This is a genomic window from Bacillus sp. BC08, from assembly GCF_054326875.1.
Genome location: NZ_JBTGPA010000027.1, coordinates 332,018 through 344,565, shown reverse-complemented (window position 1 = coordinate 344,565; position 12,548 = coordinate 332,018). Strand labels below are relative to the sequence as shown.

General features: G+C 36.2%; 7 protein-coding genes. 4 read left to right on the top strand and 3 right to left on the bottom strand.

Annotated elements, in window-relative coordinates; all coding sequences use genetic code 11:
* Positions 1 to 47 precede the first annotated feature (47 nt).
* The 3 genes from ACXVYO_RS07965 (at position 48) to ACXVYO_RS07955 (ending at position 5,471) form a co-directional block, all read left to right on the top strand.
* On the top strand, positions 48 to 3,410 hold the full coding sequence (locus ACXVYO_RS07965) for a tubulin-like doman-containing protein (protein ID WP_458466592.1): 3,363 nt from the start codon (positions 48 to 50) through the stop codon (positions 3,408 to 3,410).
* 57 nt (positions 3,411 to 3,467) lie between these two features.
* Positions 3,468 to 3,608 (top strand): phosphonate ABC transporter permease, encoded by a 141-nt coding sequence (locus ACXVYO_RS07960; RefSeq protein WP_458466591.1) that lies wholly within the window; start codon positions 3,468 to 3,470, stop codon positions 3,606 to 3,608.
* A gap of 480 nt (positions 3,609 to 4,088) precedes the next feature.
* Positions 4,089 to 5,471 (top strand): amino acid permease, encoded by a 1,383-nt coding sequence (locus ACXVYO_RS07955; protein ID WP_458466590.1) that lies wholly within the window; start codon positions 4,089 to 4,091, stop codon positions 5,469 to 5,471.
* Between the two features lie 68 nt (positions 5,472 to 5,539).
* On the opposite strand, the gene ACXVYO_RS07950 is transcribed toward ACXVYO_RS07955, so the two are convergent.
* From ACXVYO_RS07950 to ACXVYO_RS07940, 3 genes are read right to left on the bottom strand one after another with little or no spacing between them, the layout of a single operon-like run.
* Positions 5,540 to 6,676 carry a Ger(x)C family spore germination protein gene (locus tag ACXVYO_RS07950; RefSeq protein WP_458466589.1) on the bottom strand — a complete coding sequence of 379 codons (1,137 nt, stop codon included), beginning with the start codon at positions 6,674 to 6,676 and terminating at the stop codon, positions 5,540 to 5,542.
* Entirely contained in the window at positions 6,677 to 7,774 is a 1,098-nt protein-coding gene (locus tag ACXVYO_RS07945) for an endospore germination permease (protein ID WP_458466588.1), read from the bottom strand.
* A complete protein-coding gene (locus ACXVYO_RS07940; protein WP_458466587.1) occupies positions 7,771 to 9,309 on the bottom strand; it encodes a spore germination protein in 1,539 nt (512 codons plus the stop codon). The genes ACXVYO_RS07945 and ACXVYO_RS07940 overlap by 4 nt, the downstream gene beginning before the upstream one ends.
* 297 nt (positions 9,310 to 9,606) lie before the next feature.
* On the opposite strand from ACXVYO_RS07940, the gene fdhF reads away from it, so the two are divergent.
* Complete coding sequence (fdhF, locus tag ACXVYO_RS07935; protein WP_458466586.1) at positions 9,607 to 12,546, top strand: formate dehydrogenase subunit alpha; 2,940 nt, start codon at positions 9,607 to 9,609, stop codon at positions 12,544 to 12,546.
* Positions 12,547 to 12,548 lie beyond the last annotated feature (2 nt).

Genomic DNA, 12,548 nt, shown 5'->3' with positions numbered 1-12,548 from the left:
GCTTTTCCTCCTCATTTCAAACAAGCAAGAATAGGAAGGTGGTTCACATGACGTTACAAGTTCCAACGATATTAATTGGTTTAGGTGGAATCGGTAGTACTGTAACACATCAAATATATGAAAGGCTACCTGAGGAGCGCCGGAAAAAGGTAGCAATGCACGTATTTGATACAGATGTGAATACATTGAGTAAATTTGATCATATTCGAAAGTTTAAGACGCAAACAAGTTCGAGTAAAACGCCAAGAGAGTATATTGCGGGAGATCCAACGATTCCAGAGTGGTTTCCGATGGACCCGACTATACTTGATAAACCACTGACAGAAGGGGCAGGACAGTTACGCGTTATTTCCCGTTTAGCGTTACGTGCTGCGATGAAAGAAGATAAATTGACGTCCTTTTGGCAAGAAATTGAGAAGATTTTTCCGGTTACAAGCGATCAAACGGAATATGGAGTGCGTGTCATTATCGTAACATCACTAGCGGGCGGAACAGGTTCAGGGATGTTTCTACAAATTGCATTATATTTACGTGAAATGCTTCGAAAAAAACTGCAGCATCACAACATTTTAATACGCGGTGCGTTTCTAATGCCAGATGTGTTAGTTAAGACGAGAACGGTTAGTGCGAAAGAGTTTGAAACGGTGCAAGCAAATGGCTATGCCTCGTTAAAAGAATTACATGCAATTACACTCGGCTCTACCGGAGAACTATCCAAACGCGGTGGCGTCACGATTGAACTAGAGTATCGTCCTGATCAAGTAGATGAAGACGGAAGAACGAATCATACGATTAAACAACATCATTTACCGTACAATTATTGCTTCTTATACGATTATGAAAACCTACATGGACATCATCTCCACAATTTATCGGATTATATGGAGCAAATGGCAAATACGATTTATTTACAGTTATTTAGTCCGATGTCTGCAAATCATTTTGCACAGGAAGATAATCAAATTCAGCAATTAGCAGAATCGAGCGGGAAAGGACGATATTGCGGGGCAGGAACGGCAAAGATTATTTATCCATATGAGCACGTGTTAAAATATTGTGCTTTAAAATGGGCTGTGCAAGGTTTAGATGAATCTTGGCTTCATTTAGATCAACTGTTTCAAGAGAAGAAACAAAGATACGATCAAGATGTAAAACGTGGGATGCAACGTGAAAAGCCAGAGCGTGGGAAAAGTTATTTAGAAGACTTAGAACATCTTGCTACTCGTCCAGAGCAGGCTCATATTTTCTATAGACAAATGTACAATGAAACGCGTGAAGGAGCAGAAGGCGGTAAGATTGGTGTTGCGAAATCTAAACTGTTTTTAGAGGCTGTAGAAAGCTATGTACAGCGTACGGTGCAAAAAGATGAGGAATTAAACCGTCTGCAGCATGAGTGTAAAATTTCGGCTGCGAAGCTGAAAATGATGGAACAAATGAAGGGTGAAGTAGCAAGGGTGGATCATGCGGTTCGTTTATATGCGTATGCGATTCCAAGCCGTGTACATGAACATGTAACGACACTTTTATATGACATGATTGAATCAGACCGTTTTTCACCAAGTGGTTCTGAGGGACAGTCATATCAATTAAATACATGGTTTTTAAAGAAAACAGATCCTGTTCATCCAGTATCAGCTCGTTTTATGTTGTATGAAATTCGAAAGCAGTTAGTAGAGAAAATGAATCGACTACATGAAAATAATGAACAAAAGCGCAATTTAATTCAAAACTACGATAAGAAATTTAATGTAAGTAATATTGATGGGACTGTAACAGCTGTTCGACGAGTAGAAATCGCGCAGCAACAAGGCTGGTTTGGAAAAATGATGAATAATCAGCAGCGTTTGTTTAAAAAAGAATTTGAAGATATTGTAACGCAGTACGTACACAAATTAAACGAGTATCGTAAAGAAATGCTATTAGAACTCGTTTATCAATCACTATATCAAGCGGTTAATAAAATGATTCAATATTGGGAAAGGTTTTTTGATAATTTACACGAAACACGTGAAAATTTATTGTTCGAAATTCAAAAACGAAGCAAGGAATTTGAAGGGAAAACAAACCCAACGAATGTATACGTATTAGCTGAAGAGAAGTTACAAGAAAAGATATGGCAAGATATGCAGCAACATTTAAATTTAGGTGTATTACCGAAAGATATATCTGCAGAAATTTATATGAGTTTATACGGGGAATATTGCCGGGATGCGAAAACTGAAGAGATTCAATCGAAAAAGGTAGAAGACTTTTATCGTGAGCACATACTAAGTTATTGCTACGATGAATTACAAATACGCTATCGCGATAAATTAGAGCTGAATATCGTTGAAGCACTAAGAAAAGAAGCGGATTATAAGAAACGTGATCGTGATGAGTACGTTCGTGAAAAAATTGAAGACTTGTTCCATTTAGCAAGTCCATTCGTGCCGAAAGTTTCTCATCATAGAGAATTACAATATTGGGGTATACATCCATCTTTAAAGAAAGAACTACAAGAGGAATTAATTCAAGAAATGTTTAAAGAAAAAGATACAGTACATGAAGCTTTTTCGCCATTTGAAGTCATTTGTTATCGTGCACATTACGGTTTATCGTTGCAAGACTTCCCTAAGCTTTCGTCTGGACACATTGCAAATGGATTTATGAATGATAAAGGCGATTATTTTCAGTCATACTATCGCCGTGTGAACAAGTTGAATAGTAAAAAATCTAGTCTAACGCCGCATTTAGATAAGTATTGGCACTTACCAGCATTCATGCCAGACTTAAATGCAACGCAAACGAAGTTAGATTACGATAAATGTAATCGAGCTCTTCTATACGCGTATATGTATCGCTGGATTAGTTTAGTTGCTGTTGATGGTCAGTTCGTGTATCAATATAACGGCGTTGGGCGTAGCTTCTTAATTCAGTCGATGGGAAAAAATATTTCAAGTGAAAGTTACAAATTACACAGGGCGTTGCTTCATAATCCGTTTATTTATGAAAACATTTTGTCTAGATTTGAAGAAGAACAAGAAAAAGCGATGATACAGGGCGGACATTTATATACACATCCGTTTGTATTAGGTGCTCAAGATATTAGATGGCTTCGTAAAGAGCATGTCCATAATATTTTAGATATGATTTTAATGTATGACCGTGAAGCAAAATATGATCCAACGCTAGAAGAAACTTCTGATGAATTATTAAGGCTATTCCTTGATGAAATTGAGTTGTATTTCCAAAACTATTACGGTACAGGTGCTGATATGGTTGCAAAGAAAGAGAAAGAAATGTTTATTAAACAATTGTGGGATCGTTCGTATGCGAAAGGTTATGTAGATCCAAATAGTGCTCCTTATAAAAAGTGGCAAAATTTATTAAGTGTTCATGATGAAGAGGAAACGCCAAAAACGAATGTTTAATGAATGAAAAGGGAATCCTTAAAAGTGGCAATACAACTTTAGAAAAGAGGGATTCCGATGCCGTTTTTAGGAAGTGTATATCAAATATTTGGATTGTATCCAGAAATTTATTATGGAATGATTTCAGCTGAGCTACAAGAAGAGGCTCAGAAGGAACATCTTGAAAATAATAGTACAGAAGTTGAAGTGGAAGAATAAAAAAAGTGCAGATGAAAATCTGCACTTTTTATTTGCTTTAAAATGGTTCTATACCCTTAACTGAATTGTTATTTAAAAATAATAATTCAGTAAGGGTATGATGATGTTTCTTGAATTTTATATAATGAAAAATGTATAAAAAAATGCATATAAATATGAAGATGAGAAATAACAATGTTTTCAAGAAAATAATTATGTTTAAAAATAACATTTGATACATAATTAACCGTTATCATACAATTAATTATATTGTTGACAATATAATTAATTGTATGATAAATTCAATCAGCATTCTTAGTAGTGTGTTGCTGAATTAATTGTTTTAAAATTTAATACAGTTTAAAAAGATTGATTTTTCAGTTTTTTTATTGAATTATTAAGTTTATGGGGAGTGAATCATGTATATATTTATTTTCTAAACAGAACAGTAATAAAGATTGTAATAAGTAAGAGATAAACTTGAAAAAGAGGTTTCAATGAATGAGTCTTTTAATAAAGAAAACAATGGATGAAGAAAAGAAAAAAGTATTGAATCAAACTTTAGGTGCAATTGACTTAACTCTTTTAGGGATTGGAGCAATTATTGGTACAGGGATCTTCGTATTAACAGGTATTGTGGCAGCGAAACATGCTGGACCAGCCATTGTATTATCGTTTATATTAGCAGCGATTGTATGTGCGTGTGTAGCTTTCTGTTATGCTGAATTTGCTTCTACAGTTCCAGTTTCGGGAAGTGTATATTCATATACATATATGACACTAGGTGAGATTTTTGCATTTATAGTCGGTTGGTGCGTTATGTTGGAGTACTTATTAGCGACTTCTGCAGTAGCTGCAGGATGGTCAGCGTATTTTCAGTCATTGTTACTAGGGTTTAATATTCACATCCCTACAATCTTTGCTTCGGCACCTGGTATGGGAAAGGGTGGAATTATTGATTTACCAGCAGTTCTTATTATTTTAGTTGTTACATTTTTATTAAGTCGTGGTGCAAAAGAAAGTGCACGAATAAATAATATAATGGTTATTATTAAACTGGCTGTTATTGTAGGGTTTATTGTTGTAGGGACACAATATGTAAAACCAGAGAATTGGCAACCATTTCTACCTTTTGGTTTTCATGGTGTAGTAGGAGGCGCTGCTACTGTATTTTTTGCTTTTTTAGGATTTGATGCAGTTGCAACAGCTGCAGAGGAAGTGAAGCGTCCACAACGTAATGTGCCAATTGGTCTACTTGTTTCATTGTTCATTTGTACCATTCTATACGTAGGTGTTTCACTCGTATTAACTGGAATGGTTCCGTTTACGGAGTTGAATGTCGCTGATCCAGTTGCATATGCATTGCGTATTGTGGGAGAAGATAGAATTGCTGGATTGTTATCGGTGGGAGCGATAGCGGGGCTAACAACAGTTCTGTTAGTAGCTATGTTTGCATTTGTTCGTGTATCTTACTCGATGAGTCGAGATGGGTTGTTACCAAAAAGACTTTCAAGTGTACATAAACGTTTACAAACTCCATTTTTTAATACGTGGGTTACAGGTATTATTGCAGCTTTATTAGCAGGATTAGTGGATTTGAATTTATTAGCTAATTTAGTGAATATGGGAACGATAACAGCATTTGTTTTTGTATCTATAGCTGTTATTGTATTAAGAAAAACACATCCTAATATGAAAAGGCCATTCCGTGCGCCGTTAGTCCCTTTTTTACCAATCGTTTCAATAATAAGTTGTATATATTTAGCTTTGAACCTCTCTCAGCTTACTTTAATTAGTTTTGTAGCATGGGTAATAATAGGTGTAGTTATATATTTTGTATATGCTAAAAAACACAGTAACGTTAGAAATGGAAATAGAGTATAGTCCATTGAAATAATAATTGTAATGTAAATGAAAACACGCTACTTATAAGAACAGGTAGCGTGTTTTTGTTATTTAATAATCCCGTTTTCTAAAATTTTAATAGTAGGAGTAACTTTCACATTAGCTTTTGAAAAGGCACGTGACCAATCATCTTCGACAGTTTTCCATTCTTTATATTGAAATCCTCTCGCATAATCACCAAATCCAAACGGATCAAGTTGCTGTTTTTGAATGTTGTGGATTAAATCATTTAAATCTTTGTTTAGTTGTTTTGTAATAAGAGAAGTTAATTTCTTTCTATCTTTGTCTATATCCATGTTGAATGTAAGTTCAGATACGGAAACTTTAAAATTCATTGCAATATTAAATTTGAAGTGGTTATCGTTATAGCCTGTGTGAATGTCACGATTCATGCTAAGAACATTTATTGTTACGAAATCGTCGCCGTCTGTATCTTTTAGATGACTATTACTTTCAACTGAATGAGAAGGGATTTTCAGTGTAAGTGAAACGGGTATATTCGCTTTCTTTTGTAATAGAAGAAGAAGGGCACTTTCATATCGGTTTAAAGACATTTTATAGATCCCGCGAGAAGTTAATAATGCAGAGCCGGTAACGAGAATATCTTTTTTACCTTTTTTTATTTCTGAGATAGCAGGTGTTATACCTTTATTAAAAGTTTGCCTATGAAATTCATGGAATGTCGTAAACGCGGTTCGATTGTATAGTTTGTTCGTATTAATTAAATCTGTTAAATATTCAGGAAGTGCAGGCTTATCTTTGAAATTATTATATATAACGGAAGAAATTGGACCGTCAACTGCAACCATGCGCATATTTCCGGTATTTTTAGGGTCACGATACCAAACATCAAGGTAAGGCATAGCGCCTTCTTGTTTTAAAAACTTCGTGCTAAATAAAATGAGCTGTAACTTTTCTGTAGATACTAAACCGCTACTTGAACTATTAAATGTTGCTTTTGCTTCTCGAGGAGTATGTACTGTCGCTTCATGAGTTTCGTATTTTTTCTCTACATCTTCATTAAAAATAGGGTTTACGTGGTACACAATTAATTTTCCTTTTGCTTTTGCGTCAAACCCATAAATTAATGAAATGGATTGTTTTTCTAAGTCGAGCCGATCTCCTCCACATCCTGTTAAAAAGGTTATGAGAAAGCAAAATATAGTGAAAATAAAGCGTCTCATTTAAATTTTTCTCCTTTTCCAATGCTGATAAAGTGTCATGTATAAGAGAAATACGACTGGGAATAGAAAAACGATAAAATAACTTGCAGTTCCCCAAAACTCTCGCAATGCACTTATTTGATACGAGGATGGGATATAAAAGAATAAAACGAAAACACACCCGAATAATAAAAACCAAACAGGCAAGGAACTCCTTTTTTTGTTAAGTAATTGATTGATTCCATCTGAAGCAGTGAAAATATAGGGAATGCAAGAATCAAAAATAATGAAGAGATAAAATGACAAAAAGATAATTTCAAACCGTTCAAGAAATGAAAAGTGAAATGGAGTAACAAGAGAAAGCGTGGGCCATAAAAATTTTGTTATACCATCCGGACTAAAATAAACAAAAGAGACGAACGTGACTTGAAGATAAACAAATAGCGTAATCAAATTCGCAAGAACAATCCCTTTTTTGGCAGATGATTTATTACTGAGATAAGGATAAAGAACAAATGCAAACTCAAATCCGAGAAACGCAATAATAGTTGATTTTACTGTGTTGAAAACGGGTATCCATCCCTCTTTCAGGAGAGGAAGTAGATAAACCCAATGCCCGTCTTTAAGTGGGATAAATAATAATAATGGCATCCAAAGTGTAAAGAAGACAGTAAAAACAGCATAACGGCTAATAATAAGAACACCTTTACATGCGAGCATAAGCATTGGAATTGACAGTAACATCATAATTAAAAACATTGGAGATCTAGGTAAAATCCAAATGTGAATAACGTACAAAAGGGAGAAGATTAAGGAAACAGCTGCAAGAACAGCATATAAGATCCAAAAAATCATTCCTACTCTTCCTAGCCACTTCCCAAGATAACGAGTTAGCACATCAAGTAAATGATAACCGGGATGTTTTTCCATGATTTTCACAATACATAGACTGACTAAAGTAGTGATAACGCATCCTATAATAATAGACATCCATCCATCTGTATTCGCCCCTTGTGCAACTTCACGTGGCAGTGTAAGTACACCAAATCCTACTTGAACACCACTAATCGTTAAAATATATTGAAATAAACTAATCTCTCTCTTTGCACGCACTGTCACTTATTTTCCTCCTTTTCTTCTATATCCGGTTGTCGATTTTCTTGTTTTAAGTTAAGTGATAGTGGTCGTTTCTTCATTAGTTTCCATGGTAAACGTACAAGAATGTCTTTTAAATCCGAAGCAAATGCCGGAGAAAAAGGACTACCGTAAGGAACACCAAGTGATTCCATAGAAAGAATATGGATGATGATAACGGACATCCCAACCATAATTCCAATGACCCCAAATAAAGATGCGCTTATCATCATTGGAAAGCGCAGAATCCGAACTCCTGCTGACATTTCCAGATTGGGGATGATAAAAGAAGCGACTGCAGTAATAGATACGACGATAACCATAACATTACTTACTATTCCTGCTTGAACCGCGGCTTGTCCAATGACAATCCCTCCTACGACGCCAATTGTTTGTCCGACGGGACCGGGAAGTCGAACTGCAGCTTCGCGTAGCATTTCAAGTACTAATTCCATCAAAAGTGCTTCTAATATAGGAGGGAAAGGGATTTTTGCCCGAGATTCTCCAATTGTTAACAATAATTTAAGTGGAATCACTTCATAATGGAAGGAAATCATAGCAATATAAAGAGCTGGTGCAAATATTGCAATAAATAATCCAGTGAAACGAAGTAAACGTATGAAAGATGGAATGATTGGTCTAAAGCTGTAATCATCTATTGTTTGAAAAAAAGATGAAAAGGTCATAGGTCCAATTAATACGCCTGGTGAGCGATCGACAACAACAGCAATTCGCCCGTTCAAAATGTGATGGGCCGTTGTGTCAGGGCGCTCAGTGATAGATAATTGCGGAAAGAGAGTATAGGAATTATCTTCAACAAACCCTTCTAATTCTCCAGTAGTAAGAATGGCATCTACTTTGATTGATTCGATGCGGCATGCCATTTCTTGTACGACATCTTCGTTTGTAATGTCTGCTAGATATAGCAAAAAAACCTTTGAAGTAGCTCGTTCACCAACAGTGAATTCCTTCACTTTCAATTCGCGATTTGGAATATATCGACGAATAAGTGCAAGACTGTCGCTCGCTACCTCATTAAATCCTTCGTGTGAGCTTTTTATGGAAGTTTCTGTAGTCGGTTCTTCAATACTTCTTTTTGGCGCAGATTGCGTATCTAGTTCTAAAGCTGTAAGTTGTCCATTTATGAATAAAATGCTTTTTCCATGTAAAAGGGACTGTTCAATGTCTGCCCACTGCTGAACTTTCTTTATATTCCCGATTGTAACGGAGGATTCCCAAAAATCGTCCTCATTCCACTCTTTAAATAGGAGTGGGTGAAGAATATCAATGTTAATAACAGTTTTATCTACAAGTCCTTCCATATATATAAGTGCAGCTTCTTTTCCGTTTTTTAACGGAAAAGTGCGTGTAATTAATTCTGGAATACCGCTAAACAGTTTGGATAAGTGCTTTAGATTAAGGGAAAGAGAAGAAGAAATAGATTTTTTTAATTGGTGATCAGCTTGCTCTTGTGCAGAAAAAGATTTTTCACCACGTATCCATTTATTAAAAGACCCCATTTGTTCGCTTACTCCTTGTCATATATTATATGGGTTATTATGGATAGTTCTATGCGGACATATGCGTAGTTTAAATTTAATATTGTATATTTTTATCTTTAACGCTATAATTATAGTGTTAAAGATGGAATCGTGATATGACCTGTTATGAATCTATCGTTTTATTTATGAATAAATGGATTGGTATTTTAGCAAGATGTGCTAATAGACTACTCCACCATGATAATAACGTGCCGAAATGTGGTGCGTATATTTTCGTGGTGGAGTTTTTTTTATTCTCAAAAAGGGGGAAAGACCATGAATAACAACATGGTTCATATTACAATTGACGGAAAGAAGTATACAGCGGAGCCTGGTTCAACGATATTGGGTGTTATTAATGAGAACGGGATTGAACATCCGCAAATTTGTTACGTGCCAGAAGTAGATCCTATTCAAACATGTGACACTTGTATTGTAGAGGTTGACGGAAAGTTAATGCGCTCTTGTTCGACAGTGGCGATGGAAGGTATGAACATTGAACGTAATTCTACTCGTGCAAAAGAATCACAAACAGAGGCGATGGATCGGTTACTAGAAAATCATTTATTATACTGTACTGTATGTGATAACAACAATGGGAACTGTAAACTGCATAATACAGCAGAATTAATGGAGATCGAACATCAAAAATATCCTTATGAACCGAAAGTAGATGTAAGTGAAGTTGATATGACGCATCCGTTTTATCGCTACGATCCTAATCAATGTATTGCATGCGGTCAATGTGTTGAGGTATGTCAAAACTTACAAGTAAATGAAACGTTATCGATAGACTGGGGAGCGGAACGCCCACGAGTTATTTGGGATGAAGGAGTAAATATTAACGATTCTTCATGCGTGAGCTGTGGCCAATGTGTAACTATTTGTCCTTGTAATGCTTTAATGGAGAAAACGATGCTCGGTGAAGCTGGATTTATGACGGGATTAAAACCAGATATTCTCGAACCGATGGTAGATTTAATTAAAGAAGTTGAACCTGGATATAGTGGCATTTTTGCGGTATCAGAAGTGGAAGCGGCTATGCGTGATACTCGTACGAAGAAAACGAAAACAGTATGTACATTTTGTGGTGTAGGTTGTTCATTTGAAGTGTGGACGAAAGGGCGTAAAATTCTTAAAGTACAGCCTTCTTCTGATGCGCCAGTTAACGCAATTTCTACTTGTGTAAAAGGAAAATTCGGTTGGGATTTCGTAAATTCTAAAGAAAGAATTACAAAACCTTTAATTCGTAAAAATGGAACGTTTGTTGAATCTACATGGGAAGAAGCACTACATGTAGTTGCAAGTAAATTAGGATCTATTAAAGAAGAATACGGTAAAGATGCTATCGGTTTTATTTCTTCATCAAAAATTACGAATGAAGACAATTATGTTATTCAAAAATTAGCTCGACAAGTATTTGAAACGAATAATATTGATAACTGCTCACGTTATTGCCAATCGCCAGCGACAGACGGATTATTCCGTACAATTGGTATGGGCGGAGATGCTGGAACGATTAAAGATATCGCAAAATCCGGTCTTGTTATTATTGTAGGTTGTAATCCGACAGAAGGTCATCCTGTTTTAGCTACACGTATTAAACGTGCGCATAAATTACACGGACAAAAATTAATTGTCGCTGATCTTCGTAAAACAGAAATGGCAGAGCGTTCAGACGTCTTTATTAGTCCAAAACAAGGAACAGATCAAGTGTGGTTAATGGCTGTTACGAAATATATGATGGATCAAGGCTGGCACGATCAACGATTTATTGATGAGAATGTAAACTTCTTTGAAGATTTCAAAGAGAGTCTGACAGAATATACACTTGAATATGCAGAAGAAATGACTGGTATTTCAAAAGAAACACTTATTCAAATGGCTGAAATGATTCGTGATGCAGATGGTACATGTATCCTTTGGGGTATGGGCGTAACGCAAAATACGGGTGGTTCTGATACTTCCGCTGCGATTTCAAACTTACTTCTTGCAACAGGTAATTATCGTCGTCCAGGTGCTGGTGCATATCCACTTCGAGGTCATAATAACGTACAAGGTGCTTGTGATATGGGTACTTTACCAGGATGGCTTCCTGGATATCAGCACGTGACTAACGATATGGAGCGTGCGAAATTTGAAATGGCTTACGGAGTGAAAATTAATAGTGAACCAGGTCTGAATAATATTGAAATGCTTCATGCAATTGATGAAGGAAAAATGAAAGCTATGTATCTTGTTGGAGAGGATATGGCTCTTGTAGACTCTAATGCGAATCATGTACATGAAGTGTTATCAAGCCTTGATTTCTTCGTTGTGCAAGATGTTTTCTTATCTAAAACTGCTCAATATGCAGATGTTGTATTACCAGCAGCACCGTCTCTTGAGAAAGAAGGTACTTTCACAAATACAGAGCGCCGTGTACAAAGATTGTATCAAGTTCTTCCTACGCTTGGAGATGCGAAGCCAGACTGGTGGATTGTGCAGGAGATTGCGAATAAATTAGGTGCAAACTGGAATTATAGCCATCCAAGTGAAATTTTTGCTGAAATGGCAAGTTTATCACCATTATTTTCACAAGCAAACTATGAAGTACTTGAAGGATGGAATAGTTTCCATTGGGGAAGTTTTGATGGAACGAATACACCATTACTTTTCCAAGATGGATTTAACTTCCCAGATAAAAGAGCTCGTTTTGCGATCGCTGATTGGGTACGTCCAGCTGAATTCCCAGCGGAGTTCGATCTTCACATTAATAACGGTCGTATGCTTGAGCATTTCCATGAAGGGAATATGACAAATAAATCAACAGGTATTCAAACGAAAGTACCTGGTGTTTTCGTTGAAATTTCTCCAGCGCTTGCAAAAGAACGTGGAGTGAAAACAGGTTCATTAGTTCGTCTTGTCTCTCCTTTTGGAGCATTAAAATTACGCGCACTTGTAACAGATCGTGTAAAAGCGAATGAATTATATTTACCGATGAACTCTACAGATAATGAAACAGCAATTAATTTCTTAACAGGTCCTGCAGTTGATACGCGTACAAACACACCTGCTTATAAACAGACGAAAGTGCGTATGGAAGTGCTAGAAGTTGAGGGCGAAAATCCGATGCCAAAAGCGAACCCACGTAATAAAAAACGTCATCCTCAAGCTGGTATTGAGGTAGATCGTAAGTGGGCACGTCCAGGGTATGTGCATTTAACGGATAAGTAGGA

What these genes read in the sequence shown, in the direction of transcription:
- ACXVYO_RS07965 (WP_458466592.1), top strand. Translation starts at nt 48, where the DNA reads ATGACGTTACAAGTTCCAACGATATTAATTGGTTTAGGTGGAATCGGT.
- ACXVYO_RS07960 (WP_458466591.1), top strand. Translation starts at nt 3,468, where the DNA reads ATGCCGTTTTTAGGAAGTGTATATCAAATATTTGGATTGTATCCAGAA.
- ACXVYO_RS07955 (WP_458466590.1), top strand. Translation starts at nt 4,089, where the DNA reads ATGAGTCTTTTAATAAAGAAAACAATGGATGAAGAAAAGAAAAAAGTA.
- ACXVYO_RS07950 (WP_458466589.1), bottom strand. Translation starts at nt 6,676, where the DNA reads ATGAGACGCTTTATTTTCACTATATTTTGCTTTCTCATAACCTTTTTA.
- ACXVYO_RS07940 (WP_458466587.1), bottom strand. Translation starts at nt 9,309, where the DNA reads ATGGGGTCTTTTAATAAATGGATACGTGGTGAAAAATCTTTTTCTGCA.
- fdhF (WP_458466586.1), top strand. Translation starts at nt 9,607, where the DNA reads ATGAATAACAACATGGTTCATATTACAATTGACGGAAAGAAGTATACA.